The following is a 26,956-nucleotide window of genomic DNA, read 5'->3' as shown; positions in this document are numbered from 1 at the left end:
GCGAGCACCGCGACTTCTGCGGACTCGCGCGTCGGCACCGCCGACCCGCGTGCCCCCGCGAGCGGCCGGCGCCTCCCCCCTGAGGCGCCGACCGCTCAGTCCCGCGCCACCGACCAGGGGGTCCGCAGCGCCCGCTCGGCGAGGTGCCGCCGCTCCCCCGTGATCGACACCTCCGCCGTCACCGCCGCATCCGCCGCCGAGGCGCCGGCCGTCAGCCGCAGCGGCCCCGGATCCACGGCGAGCCGGCCGTCCTCCCCCGTCACCGCGAGCCGGGCCGCGTCGACGTGGAAGTGCACCGTCAGCGTCTCGCCCGCCGCCATCGGCACGCGCGCGAAGCCGATCAGCTGCGCGACCGGCCGCACGATCGCCGAGGTCGGGTAGCCCGCGTAGAGCTGCACCACCTCGACCGTGTCGGCGCCGTCGTTCCGGAGCGACACCGCCACGTCGAGCGATCCGCCGACCGGCAGCTCAGCAGCGGTCGCCAGCTCCGTGTACGACACGGAGCCGCGGGTCAGCCCGTAGCCGAACGGGTAGAGCGGAGTCGCGTCCAGCGCCGTGATCCCGGGGTTCGAGAGCCCGAGCGACGGCTGGAGGTACGTGGTCGACGCCGACGGGAGCCGCGGGATCTGCACGGGCAGGCGCCCGGTCGGAGCCACGCGGCCCGAGAGCACGCCGGCGACCGCGGCCGCCCCGTCCGCTCCCGGGAAGAACGCCTGCACGAGTCCGCGCGCAGCCCCGAAGGCCCCGAGCGCGTAGGGCCGGCCCGAGAGGACGACCACCACGGTGGGAACGCCGGTCTCGAGTACGGCCGTCACCAGAGGCTCCTGCGCTCCGGGGAGGCGGAGGTCGGCCGCGTCGCAGCCCTCGCCCGAGGTGCCGTCGCCGAAGAGCCCGGCGATGTCGCCGACCACGACGACCGCCGCGTCGGAGCCGCGGACGAGATCCACCGCCTCCTGCACGCCGTCGGTCGACGCGGAGGTGATCGAGCCGCCCTCCGCGAAGCGCACGCGCGACGAGCCGAACTCCTCCTGCAGCGCCGTCAGCACCGTCGGGATCGACAGCCCGAGGTCGTGGCCCGGGTGCTTGGAGAGCACGTGGTTGGGGAACGCGTAGCAGCCGACCAGGCTGCGGAACTGGTTCGCGGCCGGTCCCACGACGGCGAGCGAACCGGAGGACAGCAGCCCCGCGACGTCCTCGTCGCGCAGCAGCACGACCGACTCCTCCGCGATCCGCGAGGAGATCGCGCGGTTGCGGGCGCTGTCGAGGTCGACGTCCTCGGCCCCCTCTGGGACCAGCGGACCGCCGTCGAGCAGGCCCGCCTCGAACTTGTGGCGGAGGTGCCTCGCGACGGAGCGGTCGAGGTCGGCCTCGTCGACGACGCCCTCGCGGATCAGTCGCGGCAGCTCGCCGTACGCCGCCGTCTGCGGGAGCTCGACGTCGACCCCGGCGTGCAGGGCCAGGCGCCCCGCGTCGGCCGCGTCGACCGCGACGTGGTGCATGGCCTGGAGGAACGGCACCGCCCAGTAGTCGGCGACGACCGTGCCCTCGAAGCCCCAGCGGTCGCGGAGCAGCGTCGTCAGCAGGTGCCGGCTGGCACTGCTGGGCACGCCGTCGATGTCGGTGTAGGAGGTCATCACGCTGCGGGCGCCGCCGTGCCGCAGGGCGGCCTCGAACGGAGGCAGCACCGTGTCGGCGAGCTCGCGCGGCCCCATGCTCACGGGTCCGTGGTTGCGAGCGCCGCGGGAGGCGGCGTACCCCGCGAAGTGCTTCAGCGTCGCGACGATGCCGGTCCCCTCCAGCCCCGCCACATAGGCGGCGCCGAGCTGCGAGACCAGGTACGGGTCCTCGCCGAGGGTCTCCTCGACGCGGCCCCAGCGGTAGTCCTTCACGACGTCGACGACGGGGGCGAGGCCCTGGTGGATGCCGAGGGCGCGCATGTCCGAGCCGATCGCCTCCGCCATCTCGCCCACGAGCTCCTCGTGGAAGGTGGCCGCCCAGGCGAGAGGAGTGGGGAACGCGGTCGCGCCGTACGCGGCGAGGCCGGTCAGGCACTCCTCGTGCGCGAGGGCCGGGATGCCGAGGCGGCTGCCGGCGACCACGCGCTCCTGCAGCTCGCGGAGCCGGCGGACGCCCTCCACGACGGTCACCGGCTCGGTGCCGAACACGCGGGTCAGCTGGCCGAGGCCCCCGGTGAAGAGGTCGTCGCCCGCAGCGGGCCCGTCGTCGAGCTTCGGGGCGAAGTCGTCGGCGGAGTCGGTGAGCCAGACGGAGCCGAGCTGCGCCGCCTTCTCCTCAAGGGTGAGTTCTGCGGTCAGGAGGCGGGCGCGCTCGGCCGGGGGCAGAGCGCGGTCCCGCCAGTCCCGCCCGGGAGGACGCGCGGCGTCCGTCCCGGGCAGTGCTGGGGAAGCGTCGTGCATCAGCCCTTGAACGCCCCGTCCATGATCCCGGACACCATCCGGCGGCCGACGAAGAAGAACGCGATCAGCAGCGGGAGGGTGGCCATGAACGATCCGCCCATCGCCAGGGCGACGTCGATCGAGCGGTTGGCCTGCAGCTGCTTCAGCGCGATCTGCACCGTGAACAGCTCCGGCGACTTGAGGACGATGAACGGCCACATGAAGTCGTTCCAGACCGCGGTGAAGGTGATCAGTCCGAGGACGAACGCCGCGGGGCGAACCACCGGGAAGGCGATGCGCCAGAACAGCTGCCACGAGTTGGCGCCGTCGATGCGGGCCGCCTGGATCAGCTCGTCGCTGACCGTCGTGGACATGTGCTGCCGCATCCAGAAGATGCCGAAGGCGCTGGCCAGGCCCGGCACGATGATCGCCTGGAGGGTGTCGACCCAGTCGAGAGCCGAGACGATCAGGTACTGCGGGATGATGCTCAGCTGCGCCGGCACCGTCATCGTCAGCAGCACGATCAGGAACAGCACGTTGCGGCCCGGGAACTGCAGCTTCGCGAAGGCGAAGCCCGCCATCGCGCAGAGGATCGCCGAGATGACGGCGATGCTCAGCGACACGATGAGGCTGTTCAGCATCGAGGCGATGAACGGGACGGTGTCGAACACCTTCTCGGCGATCGCCATGAAGTTCGTGCCCGGGTACAGGCGCGGCGGGATCGACGTGACAGCGGTCGCTCCGACCGACGCGACGACGAACATGTAGTAGAGCGGGAAGATCGAGACGAGCACCGCGATCACGAGGAAGACGTAAGTCGGCCAGCCGACTCCGCCGCCCTTGCCGCGCCGCTTGGGGAGATCGGCCTTCTTGACCGTGGGGGCCAGCGTCTGCGGGACGGCCTGGTCGATCACATCCGACATCAGACGGCCTCCTTCCGGGTGCGGGTGGAGAGGTAGAAGTTGAGGAGGGAGACGAGGACCACGATCACGAACAGCACGACGCCGATGGCGGATCCGTAGCCGAACTTGAACTGGCCGAAGCCCTGCTCGTAGAGGAAGAGCGCCAGCGTCTGGCACTGCCGGCCGGCGCCGCAGGTGAGGCCCGATTCCGGGGCCACCAGGAGCGCCTCCGTGAAGATCTGCAGACCGCCGATGGTCGACATGATCACGGTGAAGACGATGATCGGGCGCAGCGCCGGGATCGTCAGGTGGCGGAACTGCTGCCAGCTCGACGCGCCGTCGACGGAGGCCGCCTCGAACATCTCACGGGGCAGCGACTGCAGGCCCGCCAGGTAGAGGAGCGTGTTGTAGCCGAACCAGCGCCAGAAGACCATCGTCGAGATGACGATCCAGGAGCCGTAGTTCGTGGCGAGGAAATTGATCGACGGCAGTCCGAAGATGCCGAGGAACCAGTTGATCAGGCCGAAGTTCTTGTCGAAGATCTGCGCGAACACGATCGCGGTCGCCGCGACGGAGGTGATGTACGGCACCAGCAGCGCCATGCGGAAGAAGTTCGCCCAGCGGAGGCGGGCGTGGTTCAGCAGGTGCGCGAGGAAGAGGGCGAACAGCAGCTGGGGCACCGTCGAGATGATGAAGATGCCGAAGGTGTTGACCAGCGCGTTCCAGAACCGGGAGTCGGCGAAGAGCTGCTGGAAGTTCGCGATGCCGACGAAGGTCTGCTCGCCGATCGGGTTCCAGTCGAAGAGCGAGACGTAGAACGTGAACAGGAGCGGGAAGAGCCCGAAGACGATGAAGATGATGAAGAAGGGCGCGACGTACGCGTAGGGGGCGATCCGCTCCGAGAGGGAGTTGCGGATCCGCGCGGCCTTCTGGACCGGCGCGCTGGGCTGCTTGCGCTGCTTGCGGGGTGGTGCTGCTGTCACCGTTGACACGGGAGAACCTCCGTCGAGAAAGGGGGGAGGGGCCCGGCGCACGAGGCGCCGGGCCGCTCGGGTGGGTGGGGCGATCAGCCGCCGATGGCCTGCTTGGCCGTGTCGAGTGCGGTCGACCACGCCTTGTCGGAGGTGACGTTGCCGGCCTCCAGCTCGACGAGGGTGTTGAGGAGCGCCCCGTTGATCGGAGTGGTGTCCGGTCCGTTGTAGAAGGACGGGAACTGCTCGACGGAGGTGGCCATGACCTCGCCGATCTTCGAGTCGCCGAAGAACGGGTCGGTGTACGACTGGACCTCTTCGCTGGCGACCGCCTCGGTGGCGGCGGGCAGGGTGCCCGAGGCCTTGAAGTGGTCGGTCTGGCCCTCGGCCGACATCATCGTCTTGATGTACTGCCAGGCGGCCTCGGGGTGCTCGGCGCGGGCGGGGATGGCGATGACGCTGCCGCCCCAGTTGCCGCCGATGCCGGGGACGCTGGTGACGCGCCAGTTGCCGGCGGTGTCGGGGGCGTCGGTCTTGATGCCGGCGAGGATCCACGAGGGGGCGATCGTCACGGCGAAGGCGCCGTTCGCGCGGCCCGGGGCCCAGCCCGAGGACCAGGCGGCGATGCCGGCGCTGATGCCGGCGTCCTTGGTGTCCACGGCGATCTGGAACGCGTCCTTCACCTGCGGGTTGGTGTCGTAGACCAGCTCGCCGTCGGGCGAGTAGTACTTCTCCGAGACCTGGTTGACGGTCGAGAAGAAGACGCTGGTCTCGATGTTGTCGACGAACGGCTTGCCGGTCGCCTCGGTGTACTTCTTGCCGGTCTCGATGAAGGACGGCCAGTCCTTCCAGAGCTCGGCGACCTGGTCGGGCTCGGTCGGCAGGCCGGCCTGCTCGAAGAGGTCGGCGCGGTAGGCGAAGCCCAGTCCGCCGACGTCGGTCGGGACGCCCACGACGGAGCCGTCGTCGGCGGTCGCGGCGGAGGCGGCCCACGGGAGGTAGGTGGAGGCGACGTCGTCGCCGCCGAGGGTGCGCAGGTCGAGGAAGTTCGAGCTGTTGGCGACGAACTGGGGCAGGTCGTCGTTCTGGATCATGACCAGGTCGGGCACCTTGCCGCCGGCGAGGGCCGCGGTGAGGGCGGTGGCGGTCTCGGTCGTGCTGCCGACCTCGGAGAGCTTGATCTTCGCGTCGGGCATCTTCGCGAGGTACTCGTCGACGCTGTCCTTGGCGTTGATGCCGGTGAAGGACCAGAAGGTGGCCTCGGCGTTCGGGTCGTCCGAGGCGCCTCCTCCCCCTCCGGACGAGCACCCGGTCAGGGTGAGCGCGACTACTGCTGCTGCGGCGGCTACGGCCGTCAGGCTTCTTTTCACGACAATTCCTCTTCGTTGGGGATTCGCAGGGTTTCGGTGAGGGCGGGCCTCAGAGAACGATCTCTTGGCGGCCAACCTAACCCGCCCGCGAGCACGACGCAAGCGAGATTCGATCTCCGCGAGATAACGATCTCCGCCTAGTATCAAGGGGAAGTTTCGCAAATCGAGCAGTTCCGGACGGCCGCGCGCCGCCCCGTGCGAGTCTTCACCTCGACGCTCTCCCCACCGTGCTCCGCGGGGAGGCGCCGAAGCCGGAACCTCCCCTCGCAGAAGGAAGCAGCATGACTCGACCCACGCTGGTGGACGTCGCCCAGGCCGCGGGCGTCTCGCGCGCCACCGCCGCCCGGGTGCTCGCAGGCGGCACCAATGTCGACGTCCGGATGACCGCCGCGGTCGAGCGCGCCGCGAAGTCCCTCGGCTACGAGGCGAACAGCGCCGCCCGGATGCTCCGCGGCGGGCGGGCCGGGGCCATCGCCCTGATCGTCGCCTTCAACGAGCTCGACAGCCTCACCGGGACGTTCTTCACCTCCGTGCTCAAGGGCGCCGCGAAGGGCCTCTACGCCGGCGAGGTGCAGCCCGTGCTGCTGCCCGCCGACCACGACGACAGCGACCGGATCCCCCGCTTCCTCCGCTCGCGGGCCGTCGACGGCGCGATCGTGATCCTCCAGCACGAGATCACCCACCTCGCGCAGTCGCTGGCCGACTCCCCCGTGCCCATCGCCTGGGTCGGCCGCCCGCGGGTGGCGCTGGCCGAGGACGCGATCGTCATCGACTCCGACAACTACGGCGGCGGCAGGCTGGCCGCCCGCGCTCTCGCCGACGCCGGTCGCCGGCGCCTGGGCATCATCGCCGGCCCGCACGACATGGAGCCCGCCCGCGACCGCATCCGCGGCTGGCGCGACGAGCTGACCGAGCTCGGCCTCGACCACAGCCCGATCGTGCACGGCGAGTTCACCCTCGAGAGCGGCTCGGCCGCCATGGCGCGCCTGCTGCAGCGCCACCCCGACCTCGACGGCGTCTTCGCCTCGTCCGACCTGATGGCCAACGGCGCGATCCGCGTGCTGCACGCCTCCGGCCGCCGCGTCCCCTCCGACGTCTCGGTGATCGGCTTCGACGACGTGGTCGTCGCGACCACCTCCGACCCCACCCTCACCACCATCCGACAGCCGCTGGAGGACATGGGCCGCGTCGCCGCCGAGACCGTCGTCGCCGTCGTGCAGGGCCGCCCCGTCGACCGCCAGCCGATCCTCGCCACGACCCTCGTGCAGCGGGAGTCGGCGTGACCCCGCCTCCCCCGCACCGCCTGATCGTCAGCACCGACGCCGCGAACGAGGCCGACGACCAGTTCGCGATCGTGCAGGCGCTGCTGACGGAGACGCTCGACATCCGCGGCATCGTGGCCGCGCACTTCGGTCGGGCGGGGAGCATGCGGGAGTCGCGGGCCGAGATCGACCGGGTCGTCGGGCTCGCCGGAGCGTCGGTGACCGTCGTCGACGGCGCGGAGTCGGCACTGCCCGCCGAGGCATCGGACGGTGCCCGCCTGATCGTCGCGGAGGCGCTGCGCGACGAGGGCCGGGTGTGGATCGCCGTCCTCGGGCCGCTGACCGACGTGGCCGCCGCCCTGCTGCTCGAACCGTCGATCGCCTCCCGCGACGTCGTGGTCGTCTGGGTCGGCGGCCCGCCCTACGACGAGATCCCCGCGTACAGTCCCGAGTTCAACCTCATCAACGACGTCGACGCCGCGAACCGCGTCCTCGAGTCGGGTATCGCCGTCTGGCAGATGCCGATGCCCGTGTACTCCGGAGTCGGAGTCGGGCACGCGGAGCTGCGCACGCGGCTGCGCGGGACGAGCCCGCTCGGCGACTACCTCGTGGACCAGCTGATCGCGTTCAACGAGACGATCCCCTACGGGCCGCTGGACTTCCGGTCGCTCGGCGACAGCCCGGCGATCGGTGCCGTGATGAACCCGGCCGGCGGGCGCTGGCGGGAGCGCCGAGCGCCGCGGTTCTCCGCGGAGGGCGAGCTCCTGCCCGACTCCGGGCCGCACACGATCCGCGTCTGCGAGACGTTCGACACCCGCTGGCTGATCGAGGACCTGTTCGCGAAGCTCGTGGAGTTCGGGGAACGGGCGGGAGACGGGCGCTAGTTGTTCTTCCCTGCGGCGGCTCCGAGGGAGAATCCGGCGGATGAAATGGAGCCCTGCACGAGCGCTACAAGCATCGCCACGGGTCGCGTGCACGATCCCACGACTAGGCGCACAGACGCAGGTCCCTTTCACGAAGTGACTCCGCCCTCAGCTCCAGGAACGCGCCGACGCCGGCGACGCAGCGAGGACGACCTGGCCGCAGCCCGACCGGACAAATTCCTCCTCCAGGAAGCAGGAAAGGTAGCCGTCACCCTCAACCGGACACGGCTGCGCTCGATCGAGGCAAGCTGAGTCGACCGCCCAGCGTCGGTCGAATGGGGGGCGGCCGTATGAATCCGCTCGAGTTAGCGTTTGAGACAGCCGAGTTCCTCCGGCTCTCCCCGCGCTTCGGAAAGCCGACCATGGTCCCACGTTCTACCCCCCGCCGTTCGTTGGCGGTCCTTGCTTCTCTTGCGCTCGTAGTCGGTGCGCTCATCTCGGCAGCACCCGCCGCGCACGCGACTCCCTCCTCTGTTCTCGACACGGTCGACCTCCAGGTCTCGTTGCCCATCGACGGGCGATCAACTCCTCTGGGCGATCAGGGGCTTATCGCGGATCCCCTGCGGCCGGTCCGTGGAGCCGATCCGGCCGCGTCAAGCGGAGCGACCGGGACGATCACCATTGCCGGATCGATCACCGTTCCCGATGGGCATGGCGGTGTCGTACCCGCTGGTAGTCCTGCGGTCTGGGTGTCCGTCTATGGCTGGAGCGGCCAATCGATCGCGTCCAATCAGGGCAACGAGTACTCGTTCACGGTGCCCGCCGCGGCCACCTACTTTGTACGGGCCACTGGCTACTACGCCGATGATGCCGGGACGTGGTACGGCGGAACCCCCATCGACGGACGAGCGACGGCCATCAAGACGAGTACCGCGAACGCTGACATCACCCTACTCACGGCGAGTACCGTCTCTGGCACGATCACTTCCCCTTCCTCGGCAGCGAGCCGATTCACCATTGAGGCCTGGATGCTTGAGGACGGGACGGAGTCGGCGTGGCTGATGGGACGAACAGAGACATCGACGAAGAGATCCGGTCAGTACGACATCTACGGACTCCCCGAGGGCCGCTACCTTCTGCGCGCCTACGAGAGCGCCCAATGGAACGAGACGCCGACCCTCGACGACGTGTTCTGGACTGCGTCAACGACGGCCGACGAGGCCACACCGCTCATAGTCGGTACGCAAGACGTTGTCGGAGTCGACCTCACACCACCGCCGCTGAACTTCAAGAGCACAAGGATCGCGGGGACCGACCGCTACGCCACCGCTGTGGCCGCCACACGAAGCCGCTACTCTCCCGGCATTCCCGTGCTCTACGTCGCCAGCGGCGCAAAATGGGCCGATGCGCTCAGCGCCGGTCCCGCAGCTGCCGCCCGCAACGGCGCCCTGCTACTCTCCGACCCCGACTCGCTCCCAGACATCGTCCGCGACGAGATCCTTCGGCTCGACCCTGAACGGGTGGTCGTGGTCGGCAGCGCCCTGACTGTCAGCGATCCCGTGCTCGCCCGAATTCGAGCGCTGGTACCCGATACGAGGCGGATCGGCGGGGTCGACCGCTATGACACCTCACGGCAGATCATTGCGGACGCCTTCACCCCGGGCAGCTACGCGAACGTCTTTCTCGCGACGGGCGCGAACTTCCCCGATGCGCTGTCAGCCGGCCCTATCGCCGGACGGCGCGGAGAGCCGGTTCTCCTCGTCGACGGCCGCGCCGACTCTATCGACGCGCCGACCCGCACAGCTCTCGAGCGCCTGAACCCGGAATACACCACCGTGCTCGGCCTCGAGCCGTCCATCTCCTCCGGCTTTCTCAGAGACCTGGACGCGAGCGGAATCAGCCCATCACTCGGCCGGCTCGGCGGCAGCAACCGATACGAGACAAGCAGGATGATCAACGCCCAATTCCCAGCGAGCGCGCTGAGCCAGCAGGCCTTCCTAGCATCGGGGGAAGGCTTTGCCGACGCACTCAGCGGCGCCGCTGTAGCCGCGTCGCTAGGATCCCCCGTGATGCTCACCCGAACCAGTTGCGTTCCTCCTGCAAGCGCGGACGAACTCTCGCGGCAGCATCTGACAACGGTCATCCTTCTCGGCAGCAAGCTCACACTCTCGGACGACGTCGCTGACGTCCGAGACTGTTGACCTCTGCAGCGCTCCCGGAACGGACCAACCACCACGCGAAGCGTCATTCAGCGGGGCGATGCCGGCACACGCCGACTGTCAAGCGGGACGAACCGCCGCAGCCCTCGAGCTGATCGCCTCGAGAACCGCGCTGAACTCCGCGTTATCTGCGGCCTTCATGCCGAAGAACGAGCGGTCACCGTAGGGGGCGAGCACGACCGATCCGCCGTCCTCGAGGACGACCTCGATCGCCCGCCGGGTGAAGAACCGGTCGGCCAGCGGAGTAGGCCGGACGGACACGATTCGCGACCACGGGAACGTGACCGGCCGCGCGTTCGACTGCGACAGAATGCTCAGTCCGGTCTCGTCCAAGTGAACGACCGGGTAGGACCCCATGCTGACCTCCGGGTCCAAGCCCCTCACCAGCGACCGCAGGTGCTGATGGTAGACGCACGCGAAAGCCTCCCCCGAGGTCCCGGGATCAAGTTCCGCCACTCTCCGCGCGGATCGCCCGGATGACGCCCTCGCCCAGAGGAAGAGCCCCACCGCGAGAACCACTAGAGCCCCATCGATGACAGCGACCACCGCCTGGGACGCATCCCTACCCAGAGCGAAAAAGTGCTGCGCCACAACAGCGCCAACCGCGAGCACGAGCGGAAACCAACGAACCCGGAGAGCAGGAATCGCAGAAACGGTCACGGCATTGGTCATCGGTTCCTCGCTTGCCGCCGGAGTATCGCCGCGGTCTTCCAGTCCAGATGCGGCTCGCCCGCCTCCCGCAGGATGACACCGGTTCTCGAATCCACCGTGGGAACCGGGATGCGCCCTAACCCCAGGCTGGTGTAACCGGCTTCCTTCTCAGCGGTGACCCTGGACGTGCCGATCGCTAAACAGATCATTGACCAAGCGAGAGCGGCGAAGAACAGCACCAGCGGCACGAAAAGGGGCAGACGCGATCCCGGAGGAAGGACCGCGAACCCGATGACGATCCAGATCCAGGCGATCGCCTGGGCGAGAGTTCCCCACCCGGTGTTGAGAATACGTGTACGCGCAGACCACCCGGGCAGCACTTCCACCCTCCCCGGCACCAGCGCAGGTTCCCTCTCCGCCGCCGACATCACCCGCCCTCCGTCGGCAGCGCCAGGGCGACGGCGCCAGCGGCGCGCGCATCAGCCCGCTGCACCGCCCGATAGACCGTCGAACGCGCGACCTTGAACTCCGCCGCGAGCTCGGCAATGGTGTAGTTCCCGGCACGATGCTCTGCGACCAGATGCGCCTCGATCTTCGGTGACAGCTTCGGCTGCCGGCCACGCAGACGCCCCTTGGCCTTCGCGATCTTCATCCCCTCACGAGTGCGGGCACGAATCAGATCCCGCTCGAACTCCGCGACCATCGCGAGCACGCTGAACAGCAGCCGGCCGATCGGATCCTCCGGATCGTGGACCGATCCCCCGATGCTGAGCTTCACGCCGCGGCGGGTCAGCTCATCCACGATGTCCCGAGCGTCTGTGATCGACCGCGCGAGCCGGTCGAGCTTCGTCACGAGCAGAGTCGATCCGGCGTCGCACGCAGCCAGCGCCTCCCGCAGCGCGGAACGCTCGCGGTTCCTGCCCGTCAGACCGGAATCGACGTAGATCCGATCGGATGGAACGCCGGCCGCCCGGAGTGCGTCGCGCTGCGCGGTCGCATCCTGCTTGTCGATTGAGACGTGGGCGTATCCCGCGAGAGCTGCCATGCGCTCAGCGTGTCAGTTGGCGCCCCGTCATCGGGCATTTCATCGGGCGGGTCTATTGCGACAAATCGCGCCGCAGAAATTCGGTGGCGCACGCGACCGTCTCAGGTGGCCGGATGACGACGGTCTATCGGACGGCTGGTCCACCGACACATGATGGGGGTTCGCCGAGTCGTGCCTGTATGCGACGACCCATCCGTTCCACAAGTTGCTCCGAAGACGTACCGCAGTCCTGGTGCCGACAGGGCGGTGTTCGACCCGATCGAACGCCTCAACGATCCCCATACAGGACGGCCTACCCGTTTTCATTCCGGTATGAGGAACGGCTGGAGAGGAAAACACTTCGGCGGCGGCAACGCCCCGGAGCCGGGAAACGGGGACCCTACGATCTGCCACCCGAACTGCTGGCGCGTAGGCCAGGGAGTGCGGCTTCCGCTGCCGTGGTGAGGGTGCATCGGAGCCAGCGCGAGGCGGGGTCGGCGTCCGCGCGCTGGTGCCATCGCTGCTCGACGGTCACGGTCGGGAGATCGAACGGGACGCGGTGGATGCGCAGGGGCACTCTCCGTTCGACGAGATGAGCCGCCAGGCAGGAGGGGATGAGGCAGAGCAGGTCGTCCTCGAGTGCCATCAGTGCGCCGACCGCGTAGCTGGGCACGACCGCCACCACGCGCCGGGCGAGACCGGCCCCGTCGAGGGCGTCGTCGAGGGGTCCGCGGTCGAGCCCGCGGCGGGATGCGGAGACGTGGGGCACGGAGCAGAGGTCCTCGGCCGTCAGCAGTGCCTGCTCGCCCAGGCGGGACGCGGCGGCGACCACCGCGACGAACGTGTCGGTGAACAACAGCGACGTCCGGACGTCCGCCGGGCCGGGATCCGCGACACCCACGTCGAGGTCGAGGGAGCCGGCCCGGAGCAGGTCCGGGTCCTTCGCGTCCTGGGGCAGGAAGCGGAGCCGGATGTTCGGCGCCTCCGTCGCCACGAGCCGCGTGAGTCGAGGAGCAAGGACGGGGGTGAGAGCGTCGTTGATGCGGATCGTGAACGTCCGGCTCCAGGTGGCCGGGTCTCCGGAGCTCTCGAGGTGGAGCCGGTCGGCGTCCTCGAGAAGGCCCCGCACCCGGCCGGCCGCGCGCTGGGCGAAAGGCGTCGGCACCATGCTCCGACCCGCGCGCACGAGGATCGGATCGCGCATCGACAGCCGCAGTCGCCCGAGTGCTCGGCTCGTCGCCGGGACCGACAGATGGAGGAGCTCGGACGCGCCGGTGACACTGCCTGCGGTGAGGAGCGCGTCGAAGACCCGCAGGAGGTTCAGATCGAGCTGCTCGGTCGACATGCATACATTGTGCCGCACGCAACCGTTTCTTACCGATGTTGCTCTCGACGAGAACCGCGAGGCGCTTCACCATGGAGAACGAGCGATCCGCTCCCCCTCTCCTCGGCATCCGGCCGAGCACCCCGACCAGGAGGTCCCCATGGCACGCATCGTGCGCCCGCGAGCATTCGGCGGTCCCGACGTCCTCGACGTCGTCGAGATCGACACCCCCGCCCCCGGCCCCGGCGAGGTGGTGGTCGAGGTGCGGGCCGCCGGAGTGAACCCGCTCGACTGGAAGCTCTACAGCGGAGCCTTCCACGAGGTCGACGACGACGAGAAGGACGCCGCAGGCCTGGCGGAGGCGATGCCGAGCCTCGGCATGGACGCCGCCGGAGTCGTCGCAGCGGTCGGACCCGACGTCCACGGCGTGACCGTTGGGGACGAGGTGATCGTCTACCCCGTGACCGCTGCGTATGCCGATCGCGTCGTCGTCCACGCGAGCTCACTGATCCCGAAACCCGAGAGCCTCTCCTGGCCGGAGGCGGGCGGGCTCATGCTCGCCGGACTCACCGCGGCGCACACCGTCCACGCGGCCGGTGTCCGGGCCGGCGACACCGTCCTCGTCCACGGCGGCTCCGGCGGCGTCGGACTCCTCGCCGTCCAGCTCGCCCGCCACCTCGGCGCGACGGTCGTCGCGACCGCCGCGGAGCGCAACCACGAGCTGCTCCGTGAGCTCGGCGCGACGCCCATCGCCTACGGGCCCGGACTGGCCGACCGGGTCCGGGCCGCGGCACCGCAGGGAGTCGACGCCGCGATCGACACCGCGGGCACCGACGAGGCGCTCGACGTGTCGCTGGAGCTGATCGCCGACCCCGCGCGCATCGCCTCCATCACGGGATCCGACCGCCGCATCGGAACCGGCGTGACACTCATCGGCTACGGACCCGGACAGGACTCCGGCACCGAGTACCGCTCCTCACAGCGCGCACGCCTCGCCGAGCTGGCCGGGGTCGGCGCGGTCCGCGTGATCATCGCGGACACCTTCTCCCTCGACGAGGTCGCACGGGCACACGAACTCGGCCGCTCCGGACGTGCGACGGGCAAGATCGTCCTCTTGCCCTAAGCCGAGACGCCGTCCCCACGACGTCAGAGAACCCAGGCCTGCATCACGACGCGGGAATGCAGTGCGCTCGGGAGTCCCACTGAACGATCCCCTTACGGGACGCCAGAAGCGATGAAGGTGAGGCGGAGCGAACGACGGCTTGGCGATGCGCTCGCTACGCTCACGGGATGTTCGGCCTCCCGCGTTGGCGCCCGCGAGCTGACGCTCGCCGTTCGCGCCGCGCTCGGTTCCGCTCCCTGCTCGCTGAGGCCTGTAGCGCGTGCTCTCACCCCTGGGTGGAGCACCTCGCGGATGCCGGACCGGCCGGCGGTCACGTCTGCTCGGAGTGCGTCTACGAGCTCGAGCACGGGTTCAGCCACGGGCCGACCTGTCACCGACCGGTTCCGATCGACGTCTTGACGCCGCCGCCGCGACAGCAGCGCGGGGCGGCAGTGAGCGACTGATCGGAGGAGGTCGGATGCGAGACGATGCAGAAGACCGCGATGACCCTTCGATCCCGACCCTGCGCGAAACGACAGCCGCTCTCCTCTTCGGGCTGGTCCAGCCCCGAGACGTGATCGCTCTGGCAGCGAATCTCGTGGCAGCAGGGAGTGACAGCGAGTCCCTTGTCGCTCTCGCGTGCCTCTACTCCAGCGCCACTCCCGCCGATGTCTTCGACCTCAGCTCGGCGGCACTCATCGAAGCGGGCGCGCGGCCATTGGATCGGGACGGTGAGGAGATCCCGCTTCTCGCGCTGCGCGTCGCGTGCCGTCTTTTCCTCACCGGCGACTAGGATCTCCGCTCCTTCTCATCCTGGGTGCACGACCGGATCGGTCACGACGGACCGGCAGCTGCGCAGCCGCTTGTCGAGGTCGATGACGAGCTCGACGCGCGAGGCATCGGAGCCGGCGAGCGATACCGCCAGAAGGTCGCTCGACTCGCCGCCGCCTTCCTCGCTCACACAGAGGGACCGGCGAGCGAGAACCACTAACGAATCCGTCCGGTGCACGATCCCCTAGCGGGCGCCAGGCCGATCCAGTGGACGATCCCCTTACGGAGCACGCCGCAATGCATGCCGGTGAACAACCTGGGGCACGGGGCGACATGGGCGAAACCGGTGGCAGCGGGCAGCGGGCAGCGATCGTGTGAACCGGGATGACGCCTTCCCCAGTCGCGGTCGATACGCTCGCCACCACAAGGAATGAGGTGGCCGTATGTACGGATCGAAGAGGCTCATCGATTTTGCTGTGGCCGAGGAGCAGGCACGGCGGCAGCGCATCGAAGCCGATCGCGAGACCGCGGATCACGGAGGCGATCGCCCTTAAGGGTTCGATGCGAGCTCCACCCCTCTGCCCAGCTACAAACCACCTGCAGGCGGCCAGGGCGACGCTGCTCGCGACGACGCGGAATAACGCAGTCACACAGTGCCGCGAGAAAACTCGCGCTGAAGACCGCGACGCCGTGCGAGGAACGCCGCTTCAGGCGACCAGTTGAGGATCCCCATACGGGACGGCCGGCCAGCGCTAGCGTGGGACCGGCGAGGAGGGCGAATGCACGCCGAATGGGATGAGTCGTACTTCGACGCACAGCGCGAGGACCCGTCGATCTACTGGGTCTGCTTCTGGACCGGAGATGACATCGAGCAATCGGCGCGCCACGACCCGCAGCGGATCACCGGCGCGGAGTCGGTCGCGGAGGTGCTCGAATGGGTGCACGAGGTGAAGGAGGAGCGCCGGTTCGAGCTGTTCGTGGAGACCACAGACCACGCCGAGTCGAGAGCCCACGGTTGGATCGACCACCGCAAGCTCATCCGTCTCGCCGGCGACATCACGCCAGGAGGCACGACGTTCACCATTGCGTCGTACGCAAAAGAGTGAGGTCCGATCCGTCCGCTGAGCGATCCCCATACGGGACGGCAGCCAACTCGAGGCCAGCGCTAGCGTGAGACGAGCTAGGAGTGCGGAGTCGGTCGCTGAGGTGCTCGAGTGGGTGCATGCGATGAAGGAGGAACGCCGGTTCGAGCTCTTCGTGGAAACCGCAGACCGCGTCGAGACCAGAGCCCACGGTTGGACCGACTACCGCAAGCTCATCCGTCTCGCTGGCGACTTCACGCCGGGAGGAACGACGTTCACCATCGCGTTTCACGCACAGGAGTGACGTCCGAGCCGTCCGCTGAGTAATCCGCATACGGGACGCTGATCAATCAGCTCTTCGGAGCAGCGCGAGCGGGGCCACGAGTAACGCTGCGAGATGTTGTTGACCGGCTGCCCCGCAAGATCGCTGTCGCACGTGGCCCTTCGCGAAGGCAGAATCGAGATGTGTCCACTCACCAGAGCCGCCTCCCGGCGGTCCTGCGTGCCGCCGCATTGACGGCGGCAGCCGGAGCGGGCCTGTGGCTCCTCGGGGACTACGTGGACGTATGGCCGGAACCGGCTCCGTCCGCCAGCGCACCGATCGCGGCACCAACCTTCTCCCCCGCTGGCGCGGTGTATCGATACGGATACTGGGGCGGACTCAAAAATCCGACCTCGAGCCAGCCGGTGCAGTGGCTGGGAGACGGAACCACCTTCACGATGACCACGGGCGGAAGCGGTCAGTGCCTGAACGAACCCGTCGCTCTCGAGGTCGTCGCACCCGACCATCTACGAATCGATTCGAAGATGCAGGATGGCACGGAGGGGGCGGGGTGCTCGGAGACCTTTGTGCTTGCGAGCTACGTCCTCGACACTCCCGCGGGACTCGATCAGACCCAGATTGTGAAAGTGGAGCGAACGCAGGCCGGCCGAGCCGGGAGCTCGAGCGTCTACGTCGACCCTCTGCCCTGACCCTGACTTCGCGTCCGGCAGACCATCCCCATACGGGATGATTCTCCGGGCAGCGCCGCATTGATCCGCCGCTCACCATGAGCTGACCCTCAGCGCTGCGCACGGCGAGAACCCAGGTGGTGACGCGGCTGGCTCCTGTCATCGCGACGCCGAGCAATTCGATCAGGTCGGGGCCTAGGGACGCTGGGTCCAACTCGTGCGGTCCGGCGCTGCAATCGATCGTCTGGATCGCGCTCGTCGTCGTGGTTGACGCGCCGGCTGTCACCGAGGAGTCCGGTTGCAGAGGCTCACCGCGACCACCGTGAGTGCTACTGGGCGACGACTCCTGTCGACACCTCAGGTCGGGTGGGCAATGCAGCGTCAGAGCTCGGGCTGCTGGGGTCGGGCGTCGGATGTGACCGCTTCTCTCCTCTGCGGGATGCCACGAGCGCCCGGCGTTTTGCGCGGGATGAACACTCCAATCACCAACGCACAGACTGCGACAACCAAGCCCCACAGGTAGGAGGTCTGGAACGCGCCTGAAGTTGGCGTACTGACGCCACCGACGTCCGTTGTGTCTCCTGCCAGCACGAGGCCGATGATCGCGGCGGAGACGCTCGACCCGAGTGATCGAGCCAACGCGTTCATGCCGTTCGAAGCACCTGTCTCCTCGGGGGAGACGGATTGCATGATCAGTAGTGGCATTGCTGCGTAGCCGAAGCCGATCCCGGCGCCGATGAGGATGTTGGTGACGACGAGATGCCACACCTCCTCAGCGACGAGCAGGGTGAAGCCGTAGGCGAGGACCAGGCAGGCCACCCCCGCGATCAGCAGCGCTTTCGGGCCGACAGTGCGCGCCAGCCTGCCCGATACCGGAGACAGCGCCATCATGACCAGCCCGGACGGCATCACTACCAGGCCCGCTTGCAGCGGCGTGAGGCCGTATCCGATCTCCGTTGATGACGGCATCTCGAGGATTTGCGGGAAGGTCACGTTCGACGTGAAGTACGCGAACCCCACTCCGATCGACACCAGGTTGGTGAGCAGTACCGGGCGTCGGGCTGCGACGCGAAGGTCGAGGAGAGGGTGTGCTGCTGACAGCTCGAACCGACCCCATGCAAGCAGGACCACTACGCCGCCGACGGCGAGGCCGAGCGTTAACGGCGAGGTCCAACCCCAGGAACTGCCGCGCGTCACAGCGAGAAGAAGTCCCGTGAGCCCAGCGGCGAGACCGATAGCCCCGATCCAGTCGAAGCGCCCACCAGTGCGCAGCGTACTGGCCGGTACTACCCAGAGGACGAGGAGGAAGACCAGCGCTCCGAGACCGCCGCTCGCCCAGAACAGCCAATGCCAGTCCGTGTACTGCACGATGTAGGCGCTGAACGGCAGACCCAGCGCGCCGCCGACGCCGAGGGTCGCACTGACGAGGGCGATGGCGCTGGCGACGCGGCGGGGGTCGAGGACGTCTCGGAGGATGGAGATGCCGAGGGGGATGACCCCCACCACGGCACCTTGTAGCGCTCGACCGCAGATCAATCCGACGACGTCTGGAGAGAGCGCAGCGACGACCGATCCTATGGTCAGGACGGCGAGGAGAAGGAGCACGATTCGACGTTTGCCGTACATGTCGCCGAGGCGGCCGGAGATCGGGGTGGTGATGGTGGCCGTCAGCAGGGTTGCTGTCACGACCCAGGCGGTGTCGTCCCGGGAAGCGTTCAGCAGCTCGGGAAGTCGGGCCTGAATGGGGACGACCAGTGTGAACATGACGCTCGAGCACAGCCCCGCGAGCGCCAGGACCAGAACCACAGGACCTTGCCCGGAACGCTGCAAGCGCTTCGCTTCCCTGTTCACCATGCTCCTTCCTTCTCGTTCCTTGCCGGAGCCAGCCACCCGCGCGGGCGCCTGCTGCAGGCGACCATCGCCGAGTTCGCTTTCTCGGTCTCGTACAACGAATCCAGCTCGACGAGAACTCCTGTCATCAGGGGCGGCGTCTTAGGGATGCCTGGCCATTGCGTCGCCGCACCCGTACGACGGTGATGTGATGAGGTGGCGCAGCGGGAGGTGATCGTCGGTCACGGCACGATCACTGCTCGGCCCCGGATAGAGCCGGCCGCGAGGTCTAGATAGGCGGTCGCGGCGTCCTCGAGACTGTAGGTGGTGGTTTCCACGCTGATCTTTCCTGCTCGGGCGAGGTCGAGGACTTCGATCAGTTCGTTGCGGTATCCCCAGTACGGAATCCTGACGGCCACGTCGTACGCGATCGAGCCGAAGCCGAACGTGACGTCTCCGCCGCCAGCGCCCACGATGACGACGTCGGCCTCGGGGGCTGCAACGGCGATCGCGAGCGGGATCGTCGGCGCAGCGCCGACGAAGTCGAACACGGCGTTCGCTCCGATTCCGCCCGTGTACTCCCTGATCTTCGCGGCAGCGTCCGTGTCGCTGATCATCGCGAGGTCAGCGCCGACATCCCTTGCCAGTTGGAGGCTCGCTTCGCTGATGTCGAGCGCGATGACGGTGGCTGCGGTCACTGCCTTGAGGATCTGGACTGCGAGATGGCCCAGACCACCCGTCCCGATGACGACGGCGTAGCTGCCGGCGCCGAGTTTCACCGCCGAGCCTTTGATGGCGTGGTACGGCGTCAGGCCGGCGTCCGTCAGCGAGACGTTCTTCACCGGGTCGAGATTCCCGAGATGGACGAGGTGACGCGGGTCGTCGATCAGCATGTACTCCGCCATGGCGCCCTGGTTGCCCAGTCCAGGTGGACGGAGGCCGAGGGAAGCCGCACTGGTGCAGTAGTTCTCCCGGCCCATGGAGCAGTTGTGACAGTGCCCGCAGCCCCACGGCCCGTAGACGGCAACGGCATCGCCGATCTGCAGCGAGGTGTTCGCGCCCTCGCCGATCTCGTGCACCACTCCGGCGCCCTCGTGGCCGAGGGTGAGGGGCAGCGGGTACTTCCGGCGCCGGTATTCGGTTTCGGGAAGGCTCATCACGTGCTGGTCGGAGTGGCACACGCCGCTCGCCGTGACCTTCAGAACGACCTGTCCAGGTCCCGCGGTCGGTTGCGGAATGTCGACGAGGACCGGGGGCTTCCCGATCTCGAGGTAGCGCAGGGCTTTCATGCTGTGTTCCTTGTCAGCCTGGCGGTAGGGGAAGGTCTGCCGCGGGTGTGCGTGTCTCCGACCGGAGGAGCTGCTGCCAGCGGCGGCTCCTCCGGTCGAGTGCGTCGACGGTGATGCGTCGGCGTGGGGTGGGCTTTATCGGACCTGCTTGATGGGGATGATGGCGACCGCTCCGACGAGGCACACGAGGATCGCGGCGACGAAGACCGGGACGTAGCCGATGCCGAATCCGATGAAGCCGGCGCTGGCGACGGGGGCGAGGATCTGCCCGAGCGTGTTCGAGGTGTTGAGGATGCCGAGGTCCTTGCCGCGGGATCCCTGGTCGGGGAGGACCTGCGTGATGAGAGCGCCGTCGACGGCGGTGTACGCACCGAAGCCGAATCCACCGATGGCGTAGAACAGCAGCATGCCGAGAGCCGAGGGGAAGACCAGAGGGATGGAGATGGCGACGGCGAAGATGACGGTCGCGACGAAGATGATGGGCTTCCGGCGTCCCATCTTGTCCGAGACCGGTCCGGAGATCGTCGCGGCGAGGAGATTGCTGCCCAAGGACAGGAGTGCCCCGACACTGATGACGCCGGCAGCTTCCTCGAGGCTGAGCTTGATGTAGTCGGTCAGGATGTACAGCACATATCCGTTGACCATGTAGTAGCCGAGGATGAGCAGGAACCGGCCGAACAGCGCCCAGTAGAAGTCGTGTGCGCCACGAAGACGCGGGAACGAGAAAGCACTCCAGATCTCGGCGCCCTTGAGCGGCTTGCGCGGGATGTCGCGGTTGTCGAGGTCGGGGGCGATGAGGACGCCGGCGACCGGGAGGATGAGGATGATCGCGGCGAAGACGAGCATGCCGAGGTGCACGTCCGTGATGAACCGCGCACCCACTGCGGCGCCGCCGGTGAACCCGATGAGCGATCCGACGGACGCGACGGTGGTGATGGTTCCGCGGCGATTCGCCGGAACACGGTCGGCGATCCACACGCGGGACGGGGCGATGATGGCGTTCTGGGCCGCCTGGTACAGGCACCAGATGATCAGAAGCGGCACGTACGTGTCAGCGAACGACAGCGCGAACATCGCCGCGCCCGCTGCGATGGCCCCGAAGACGATGAACGGCGTCCGTGATCCGAATCGCGTCCGGGTCCGGTCGGAGAGCGCACCAAAGAAAACGTTGGCGAGCAGAGCGACGACGGACCCGCTGATGGTGATGCCGGCCAGCAGCGGGACCTTGTCGTCGGGGTAGAGAGTGGCGATCTTGGTGGCGAGCAGGACGCCACTCGCCGCCGCGAAGGCGATGGTCCATCCGAGATCGAGGACGCCGAGCCCGACGCCGACGCGGACCATGCCGGTTCGAGAGCGGACGGAGCTGTCGGGTTCGGGTTCGGCCGCGGGTGCGACAACGGGCGGGGTGGCCGGTGTCATGGACATGGAGGTCTCCTTTGACGGGGTACGGAATTGATGGCAGGTCGCGGTGGTGCGACATCGGGAAGTAGCGCTCGCAGGTCAGGTGAGCGCGACGAAGAGGGGTCGGTGGGCCGCCGCGCCGAGGGCAGCGCGGCAGCCGAGGGAGTCAGATCAGATCGAGCGAGGTGGTCGCTGCGTTCTGGTCACCGGAGAACGCCGCCGCTTCGATGACGACGCTCAGCGCGGCGGGAACGAATCCTGCGTCCGTCCAGCGCTGGGTGGGGCGGGTCGAGCAGGCGACCGTGACGACCTCGGACTGGCCGGCGTTCAGCCACACGGGCTCGAAGCCGACGAGGACACGACGGGGGAAGTCGTCTGCATCGATGACGGCGTACAGCTGCACGACGTGGCGCCCTGGACGAGCGCCGGTGTTTGTGACCGTCGCCGTAGCGGTGAAGTGCTCGTCCTCCACTGCGCTGACCCGCACCGCTGTGATGCTGAAGTCGGTGTAGGAGAGCCCGAATCCGAGGGGGAAGGCTGCGGCGACGCCGTCGCGGTCGAGCAGTCGCTGGCCGTGCCACCGGTCGTAGGTGATCGCGGTCGCGTCCTTGTCGAAGTACGGCAGGTGCGCTTCGCTGGTCGGGATCGAGTAAGGAAGCCGGCCGGTGGTGTCGTGAACGCCGAGGAGGACATCAGCGAGCGCAGCGCCGCCTTCGCTGCCGTTGTACCAGCTGACCAGCACGGCCGGGACGCTGTCGCGCCATTCCTCTGTGATGACAGCGCCGGCGGTGATCAGGACGACGACAGTGCTGGGGTTCACTGCGGCGGTCGCGCGGATGATGTCGGCATCGATCGGTCGCACGCGGAGGGATGAGCGGTCTCCTCCGCGCGCCTCACCCATGACGATGCGCGTGGAGTTGTCGTCGTCGTTCAGGATGGACTGCATCGAGACGCCCTCCGGCGGCTCGGGGTACAGCGCCATCAGCTCGGGCCGCGACGAACCCAACGACTCGCCTTCGTCCGCGTAGGTGTATCCCACGACGACGACCGCGACGTCAGCGGCTTCTGCGGCTTCTGCGGCGGCCTCGGGATCGTCGTCGGCCACATGGACGACGTCGACTCCGGGAAGCGCGGTCCGAATGCCCTGGAGGGGCGTGACGACTTCCGGCGACCGCACGTTCGAGGATCCCTTGTCGCCCGTGTTCGGGATGTCCGCGAGACGTCCGATGAGCGCCACCCGCTGCAACTGCGAAGCGTCGAGGGGCAGCACAGGTGCACCGTTCACTGCCTCGTTCTTGAGCAGGACTGCGGCTTCGGCGGCCGCCTCGCGGGAGAGCGCGCGGTGTTCCTCGGAGAACACGACGGACGGGTCCGGTTCGTCCGCGAGCACTCGCGCGTGGAAGACGAGCTGCGTGGTAAGGATCCGCAGCGCGGAGCGGTCGACGTCGTTCCATGACGCTCGTCCCGCGGCGAGATCGTCCGGCAGTTTCTCGGCGCGCTGCTGCCGGAACGGCTCCTCGATGTCGAGTCCCGCGCGCAGCGACTTCGCCGGGTCCCGCAGACCCCAGATGAAGTCGGAGACGGTCACCCCTTCGAACTGCCAGGAGTTGCGGAGGATGCCCTCCATGAGCTCTTCGTTCTCGCCGGCCCATTCGCCGTTGACACTGTTGTAGGACGTCATCATCCCGTCGACGCCGGCCTCGACCGCGCGGCGGAAGTGCGGTAGGTAGACCTCACGCAGCGTCGCCGCATCCGCCGTCACATCGACGGTGAAGCGAGCGTCCTCCATCGAGTTCAGCGCGTAGTGCTTCGCCACGACCATGGCGTGCCGGCGCACCCCACTGGTCAGCGACGCACCGAACTCGCCGAGAAGGTAGCTGTCCTCGCCGTAGGTCTCCTGCGCTCTCCCCCACGCCGGATGACGCGGCACGTTGATGCACACACCTCCGAAGAAGTTGGCGCCCTGAGCACGCATCTCCGCGCCGATGGCGACGCCGATGCGCTCCTCGAGCGCGAGATCCCACGTCGCCCCACGCGCCATCGGGACGGGGAAAGCCGTCGAACGGCCCATCACCACCCCGCGGGGACCGTCGCTGAAGCGGAATCCCGGGATCCCCAGCCGAGCGATCCGGCCCATGGTGAGCGGCGTGCGGTTGTAGCCGCGAGTGATCATCTCCCGCATGCCGTCCCAGAACTCATCGTCGCCGTCGAGCAGGAACAGACGCTCCTCGCGCGTCAGCTCATCGAGCAGCTCCCGCGCCACCTCGGCAGGCTCAGCGCCCTCTCGGACTCGGCCGACCGCGTGGTCGAAGTCGGTCGTCGCAGTAGTAGAAGTCATCTCACATCCCTGTGCACATCCTTACCCGCATCAGTGCGGGTAAGGTGATGCTAGGGCGACCCCTGAGGCCGCGCAAGGGCGCCATGAGAAAATGTTGCGATGACAGCGAAACGAACCAGGACCCGGTTGGCGCCGGAGGCGCGACGCGCTCAGATCGTCGACGTCGCAACGCGCCTGATCTCGGCCGGCGGCTTCAAGGCGTTCACGCTTTCGCACCTCGCGGAGGAGTGCGAGATGACCAGGAGAGGCGTAGAGCATTACTTCCAGTCAAGCGAGGACATCCTCGTCGCCGTCCTCGAGCACCGCGACGAGGTCGACCAGCACGACTTCGCATTCCGCGAGCGTCTTCCCCTCTCACAGGAGGACCTGTGGGACCTGCTCGATCACATCGTCATGCGGAACGCCGAGCGTCCGGAGATCATCAGGCTGTACACGATCCTCGAAGCCGAAGCGCTTGACCCCGGGCATCCTGCATTCGACTACTTCCAGAAGCGCGTGACCCGCATCCGCAGGGAGCTGGCCGACGCCGTCCGAGACTGGCACCCTGAGCCCGATTCGTTCGGCGTGCAAGTCCTCGCACAGCTCGACGGTCTACAGCTGCTCTGGCTGCGAGATCGCGAGCTCGACCTGCTCGATCTGTGGCGCACGGCTTCCGTCGTGCTGCGGCGTCCGGACGGCACGTCAGTCGAAGACGGCGTCCCGACAGGAATCGCTCACCGACACGCGTGAAGCGTCCCGTTGGCCCATCCCTATATGGGACGGTGCCTCAGGACGGTGATCCTGCGTCTTGCTCCGCGCAGCGCGGAACAGTACCGCGGCTCTCACTGCGGTCGCCCTCGACAGAGGAGCGTGATGGTCGCCGTATCGGCCGAGGCGCTCTTCCTGCCCCAGCTGCGGATACTGTCGCGGCCCGTCATCAGCTAGGAGAACCCGTGTTGCTCGTGCTCCTCGCCGGCGCTCCCGCCGTGATCGGAATCCTGTGGCTCGTCAACCTCTCAGGCGACGGGTCCCAAGAAAAGGTGCGGCGGGACACCTGCATCGGCGCCCTTGTCGTCAGCGTGCTGTTCATCGTCGGAGCCGTCGCCTACTGGTTCGTGCCGGTGGAGATGAGCAACGATGCTCAGGGGTCGTTCGGCGCCTCTGCCTTCGCCGTCGCTGCGCTGATCGTCAGCGGCATCCTCGGCCTCATCCTCACCTTCATCCTCCGGCTCACGATGTCTGGAGGGGAGGGGGCGGAGCGCGACTGACACCCGGTCGCTGCTCGAACGACGATCCGATCGGGAGGAGTTCACGCCACCGGCCCCGCAGAGAACCGTCGACAGGGCGATGAGAATCGCGCCCTGCGTAGGCTGAGCGACAGTTGGACGGACGGAGCAGCACAAACCATGACAGACACGAACGCGATCGGTCGGCTCTCGGCCGTGGCCGCTGCGACCGGGCTCGTTCTCGCCCTGGCCGGGTGCACGGCACCCCTCGATGGAACCGCCGTCACCAGCCCCTCGGCGACGTCCACCGCTCCCAGCCTTCCTACGAACAGCCCCACGGATGGCTCCGATGCAACGGACGCTGCCGCCGCCCAGTCGCTTCTCGAGCAGCTGCCCATCCGCACCTCGCTCGAGAGCGTGTCCAACGATGCGAGCGGTGATCTCCTGATCGAGGAGCGAGAGGACGGGACGGTGTGGCTGTCCCTCAGCGGGCTGAGCCTGACCGGAGCAGTGGAACCGCGAGTCCTTCTCACCAGCGCTCCACTCGAGGACAACGACGGCGGGTTGAGGTTCCCTTCGGACGTCGGAAGCCAGGTCGGCTCGCTGACATCGGCTGCCGACCAGGAATTGCAGATCATCGATCCCGAAACGATCGGCAGCATCGAGAGCATCCTGATCCTGGGTGTCGGTGATCCCGGCACCCGCCAGCTCGCAGCCGCTCGAGTGCCGCCCTCCAGCACGGAACAGTGACGCCGCAGCGCCGCGAACGGGCATCGCCAGGTACCGGCACCGGCCTTCGCGTGGAAAGCACGCTCGCCGCGCTCCCCTACGAGCTGTCGCGCGACATGAGCAGCTCCCGCAAGAACGGGCAGCACCCATTCGACCCACCCCTTCGGCTGGCGGGCACGAGGGAACGCCGGGTGCCTGATCCCCGCGCAATCATCCTGGTGCCCTTGGCCATCGTCTGGTCCTTCGTGACCTACGGGGTGACAGCGACTGTCGTGGGATCGGCGATACTCGGTTCCGCCGTCTTTCTCTTCGTCGACCGGAAGCGGCAGCCGCCCTCGCCTGTCGATCACGAGAAGAGCTAGACGGCATGATCGGTACATGGCCCGGAGATCGACTCAAATCCTCATCGGAGGATTCGCTGCTCTGCTGGCGCTGGGCGCAGCAGGATCAGCCCTCGCCCTCGCGAACGCTACTGCGGAGCCGTACTACCCGAAAGAGGGTCTGAACGAGGAGTACGCCGCGACGCTGGTGCGGGACCTGACGACGGACGATCCGCAGACCGCGGTCATGGCTCACTTCCCGGCGTCGAACCCGAACTCCGTCGCGGAGCTCGTCGCTGAGTGCTCCCCGGTCGCACAAGCTCAAGCACAATCGACCGTCTACTCCGACGTCGTCCCGGTCAACGCGAGGGTGATCCTCGATGCACCCGGGCTCGCGCGCTGCGACATGTACCTCTCCTGGTCCGAGAGCCACGGCGAAGCGTGGTCAGTCCACCTCACGGACCCGCCGCCGCAGGACCCGCTTGCGACACCGATCCGCACACCAGAGGCCTAGCCGCGCAACGTGAGGCGCCGCTGTCGCGCTGGACGATCTCCCTACGGGACGCAGGTGACCGTCGACGGCCGGCCGAGGCGGGCGCTAGCCCGCTCCTCCCCTACCGATCGGACCGGGCTAGCTCTGACCGACTTGTCGACGGCCCGAGCCGACCGGCGCCCTCCGGGGCGTTCTGCAGCGTCTCGTGTTCGGTCCTGCTGCCGGGGCGGAGGATCGTGTCGAGGGTGGCCATGGGGAGGTCGAGCTGGTCGAGGAGTCGGAAGATGACGAAGAGGCTGGGGTTGTCCTGGCCGCCGCTCTCGATGCGGCGGAGGGTGGCTGTGCCGACGTCGGCGTAGCGGGCGAGGTCTTCTTGGCGGACGCCGCGTTCGATGCGGGCGCGGCGGATGTGCGCGCCGAGTCGTCGGGCGTCGTCGGTGGTCGCGCGGAGAGGTCGAGGCAC

Annotated in this window: 27 protein-coding genes; 13 read left to right on the top strand and 14 right to left on the bottom strand. The window is 68.2% G+C overall.

Annotated elements, in window-relative coordinates; genetic code table 11:
* Window positions 1-95: 95 nt before the first annotated feature.
* The 4 genes from GSU45_RS02640 to GSU45_RS02625 all read right to left on the bottom strand — a co-directional run bounded on the left by GSU45_RS02640 (window position 96) and on the right by GSU45_RS02625 (window position 5,639).
* Window positions 96-2,417, bottom strand: a complete 2,322-nt coding sequence (locus GSU45_RS02640; RefSeq protein ID WP_159912477.1) for a glycoside hydrolase family 3 N-terminal domain-containing protein — start codon at window positions 2,415-2,417, stop codon at window positions 96-98.
* Window positions 2,417-3,319 carry a carbohydrate ABC transporter permease gene (locus GSU45_RS02635; RefSeq protein ID WP_159912475.1) on the bottom strand — a complete coding sequence of 301 codons (903 nt, stop codon included), beginning with the start codon at window positions 3,317-3,319 and terminating at the stop codon, window positions 2,417-2,419. Before GSU45_RS02635 ends, GSU45_RS02640 begins: the two co-directional genes overlap by 1 nt.
* Complete coding sequence (locus GSU45_RS02630; RefSeq protein WP_104224677.1) at window positions 3,319-4,281, bottom strand: sugar ABC transporter permease; 963 nt, start codon at window positions 4,279-4,281, stop codon at window positions 3,319-3,321. Before GSU45_RS02630 ends, GSU45_RS02635 begins: the two co-directional genes overlap by 1 nt.
* An 83-nt stretch (window positions 4,282-4,364) precedes the next feature.
* On the bottom strand, window positions 4,365-5,639 hold the full coding sequence (locus tag GSU45_RS02625; protein ID WP_159912473.1) for an extracellular solute-binding protein: 1,275 nt from the start codon (window positions 5,637-5,639) through the stop codon (window positions 4,365-4,367).
* 281 nt (window positions 5,640-5,920) lie between these two features.
* Here GSU45_RS02625 and GSU45_RS02620 point away from each other — a divergent pair, with 281 nt between their 5' ends.
* The 3 genes from GSU45_RS02620 to GSU45_RS02610 all read left to right on the top strand — a co-directional run bounded on the left by GSU45_RS02620 (window position 5,921) and on the right by GSU45_RS02610 (window position 9,965).
* The gene (locus GSU45_RS02620; protein WP_159912471.1) at window positions 5,921-6,922 is read left to right on the top strand and encodes a LacI family DNA-binding transcriptional regulator; all 1,002 of its coding nucleotides are present in this window, start codon (window positions 5,921-5,923) and stop codon (window positions 6,920-6,922) included.
* On the top strand, window positions 6,919-7,785 hold the full coding sequence (locus tag GSU45_RS02615) for a nucleoside hydrolase (protein ID WP_159912469.1): 867 nt from the start codon (window positions 6,919-6,921) through the stop codon (window positions 7,783-7,785). Before GSU45_RS02620 ends, GSU45_RS02615 begins: the two co-directional genes overlap by 4 nt.
* Before the next feature lie 329 nt (window positions 7,786-8,114).
* Complete coding sequence (locus GSU45_RS02610) at window positions 8,115-9,965, top strand: cell wall-binding repeat-containing protein (protein WP_159912467.1); 1,851 nt, start codon at window positions 8,115-8,117, stop codon at window positions 9,963-9,965.
* A 78-nt stretch (window positions 9,966-10,043) separates the two neighbouring features.
* On the opposite strand, the gene GSU45_RS02605 is transcribed toward GSU45_RS02610, so the two are convergent.
* The 4 genes from GSU45_RS02605 to GSU45_RS02590 form a co-directional block, all read right to left on the bottom strand.
* Window positions 10,044-10,655, bottom strand: coding sequence for a hypothetical protein (locus GSU45_RS02605; protein ID WP_159912465.1), 612 nt, complete (start codon window positions 10,653-10,655; stop codon window positions 10,044-10,046).
* A complete protein-coding gene (locus tag GSU45_RS02600) occupies window positions 10,652-11,062 on the bottom strand; it encodes a hypothetical protein (protein ID WP_159912463.1) in 411 nt (136 codons plus the stop codon). Before GSU45_RS02600 ends, GSU45_RS02605 begins: the two co-directional genes overlap by 4 nt.
* Window positions 11,062-11,679: a recombinase family protein gene (locus GSU45_RS02595; protein WP_159912461.1), complete on the bottom strand. Its 618-nt coding sequence runs from the start codon at window positions 11,677-11,679 to the stop codon at window positions 11,062-11,064. The genes GSU45_RS02600 and GSU45_RS02595 overlap by 1 nt, the downstream gene beginning before the upstream one ends.
* A 379-nt stretch (window positions 11,680-12,058) precedes the next feature.
* Window positions 12,059-13,003, bottom strand: coding sequence for a LysR family transcriptional regulator (locus GSU45_RS02590; protein WP_159912459.1), 945 nt, complete (start codon window positions 13,001-13,003; stop codon window positions 12,059-12,061).
* A 139-nt stretch (window positions 13,004-13,142) separates the two neighbouring features.
* Here GSU45_RS02590 and GSU45_RS02585 point away from each other — a divergent pair, with 139 nt between their 5' ends.
* Window positions 13,143-14,105 (top strand): NADP-dependent oxidoreductase, encoded by a 963-nt coding sequence (locus tag GSU45_RS02585; RefSeq protein ID WP_159912457.1) that lies wholly within the window; start codon window positions 13,143-13,145, stop codon window positions 14,103-14,105.
* Between the two features lie 457 nt (window positions 14,106-14,562).
* Window positions 14,563-14,877: a hypothetical protein gene (locus GSU45_RS02580; protein ID WP_159912455.1), complete on the top strand. Its 315-nt coding sequence runs from the start codon at window positions 14,563-14,565 to the stop codon at window positions 14,875-14,877.
* 15 nt (window positions 14,878-14,892) lie between these two features.
* On the opposite strand, the gene GSU45_RS02575 is transcribed toward GSU45_RS02580, so the two are convergent.
* The gene (locus GSU45_RS02575; protein ID WP_159912453.1) at window positions 14,893-15,072 is read right to left on the bottom strand and encodes a hypothetical protein; all 180 of its coding nucleotides are present in this window, start codon (window positions 15,070-15,072) and stop codon (window positions 14,893-14,895) included.
* 562 nt (window positions 15,073-15,634) lie between these two features.
* Between GSU45_RS02575 and GSU45_RS02570 the strand changes: the two genes are divergently transcribed.
* The 3 genes from GSU45_RS02570 (at window position 15,635) to GSU45_RS02560 (ending at window position 16,909) form a co-directional block, all read left to right on the top strand.
* Window positions 15,635-15,961 carry a hypothetical protein gene (locus tag GSU45_RS02570; protein ID WP_159912451.1) on the top strand — a complete coding sequence of 109 codons (327 nt, stop codon included), beginning with the start codon at window positions 15,635-15,637 and terminating at the stop codon, window positions 15,959-15,961.
* Between the two features lie 121 nt (window positions 15,962-16,082).
* A complete protein-coding gene (locus tag GSU45_RS02565; RefSeq protein WP_159912449.1) occupies window positions 16,083-16,241 on the top strand; it encodes a hypothetical protein in 159 nt (52 codons plus the stop codon).
* Window positions 16,242-16,402: 161 nt separating this feature from the next.
* Complete coding sequence (locus GSU45_RS02560; RefSeq protein ID WP_159912447.1) at window positions 16,403-16,909, top strand: hypothetical protein; 507 nt, start codon at window positions 16,403-16,405, stop codon at window positions 16,907-16,909.
* A 360-nt stretch (window positions 16,910-17,269) separates the two neighbouring features.
* Here GSU45_RS02560 and GSU45_RS02555 read toward each other — a convergent pair whose 3' ends face one another.
* The 4 genes from GSU45_RS02555 to GSU45_RS02540 form a co-directional block, all read right to left on the bottom strand.
* Window positions 17,270-18,742 (bottom strand): MFS transporter, encoded by a 1,473-nt coding sequence (locus GSU45_RS02555; protein ID WP_159912445.1) that lies wholly within the window; start codon window positions 18,740-18,742, stop codon window positions 17,270-17,272.
* A gap of 218 nt (window positions 18,743-18,960) precedes the next feature.
* Window positions 18,961-20,007 carry an NAD(P)-dependent alcohol dehydrogenase gene (locus GSU45_RS02550; RefSeq protein WP_159912443.1) on the bottom strand — a complete coding sequence of 349 codons (1,047 nt, stop codon included), beginning with the start codon at window positions 20,005-20,007 and terminating at the stop codon, window positions 18,961-18,963.
* 135 nt (window positions 20,008-20,142) lie between these two features.
* Window positions 20,143-21,432 (bottom strand): MFS transporter, encoded by a 1,290-nt coding sequence (locus tag GSU45_RS02545; RefSeq protein WP_159912441.1) that lies wholly within the window; start codon window positions 21,430-21,432, stop codon window positions 20,143-20,145.
* A gap of 142 nt (window positions 21,433-21,574) precedes the next feature.
* A complete protein-coding gene (locus tag GSU45_RS02540) occupies window positions 21,575-23,671 on the bottom strand; it encodes a glycoside hydrolase family 3 C-terminal domain-containing protein (RefSeq protein WP_244248189.1) in 2,097 nt (698 codons plus the stop codon).
* A gap of 174 nt (window positions 23,672-23,845) precedes the next feature.
* On the opposite strand from GSU45_RS02540, the gene GSU45_RS02535 reads away from it, so the two are divergent.
* The 5 genes from GSU45_RS02535 to GSU45_RS02515 all read left to right on the top strand — a co-directional run bounded on the left by GSU45_RS02535 (window position 23,846) and on the right by GSU45_RS02515 (window position 26,514).
* Window positions 23,846-24,475: a helix-turn-helix domain-containing protein gene (locus tag GSU45_RS02535; protein ID WP_159912437.1), complete on the top strand. Its 630-nt coding sequence runs from the start codon at window positions 23,846-23,848 to the stop codon at window positions 24,473-24,475.
* Window positions 24,476-24,678: 203 nt separating this feature from the next.
* Window positions 24,679-24,993 (top strand): hypothetical protein, encoded by a 315-nt coding sequence (locus GSU45_RS02530; protein WP_159912435.1) that lies wholly within the window; start codon window positions 24,679-24,681, stop codon window positions 24,991-24,993.
* A 138-nt stretch (window positions 24,994-25,131) separates the two neighbouring features.
* Window positions 25,132-25,701 carry a hypothetical protein gene (locus tag GSU45_RS02525; protein ID WP_159912433.1) on the top strand — a complete coding sequence of 190 codons (570 nt, stop codon included), beginning with the start codon at window positions 25,132-25,134 and terminating at the stop codon, window positions 25,699-25,701.
* A complete protein-coding gene (locus GSU45_RS02520; protein ID WP_159912431.1) occupies window positions 25,698-26,042 on the top strand; it encodes a hypothetical protein in 345 nt (114 codons plus the stop codon). Before GSU45_RS02525 ends, GSU45_RS02520 begins: the two co-directional genes overlap by 4 nt.
* A gap of 16 nt (window positions 26,043-26,058) precedes the next feature.
* Window positions 26,059-26,514: a hypothetical protein gene (locus GSU45_RS02515; RefSeq protein WP_159912429.1), complete on the top strand. Its 456-nt coding sequence runs from the start codon at window positions 26,059-26,061 to the stop codon at window positions 26,512-26,514.
* A 100-nt stretch (window positions 26,515-26,614) separates the two neighbouring features.
* Here GSU45_RS02515 and GSU45_RS02510 read toward each other — a convergent pair whose 3' ends face one another.
* Entirely contained in the window at window positions 26,615-26,956 is a 342-nt protein-coding gene (locus GSU45_RS02510; protein WP_159912427.1) for a helix-turn-helix transcriptional regulator, read from the bottom strand.

This window comes from Rathayibacter sp. VKM Ac-2801, assembly GCF_009834245.1.
Taxonomy (GTDB): domain Bacteria; phylum Actinomycetota; class Actinomycetes; order Actinomycetales; family Microbacteriaceae; genus Rathayibacter.
This window is presented reverse-complemented; position numbering and strand designations above follow the sequence as displayed.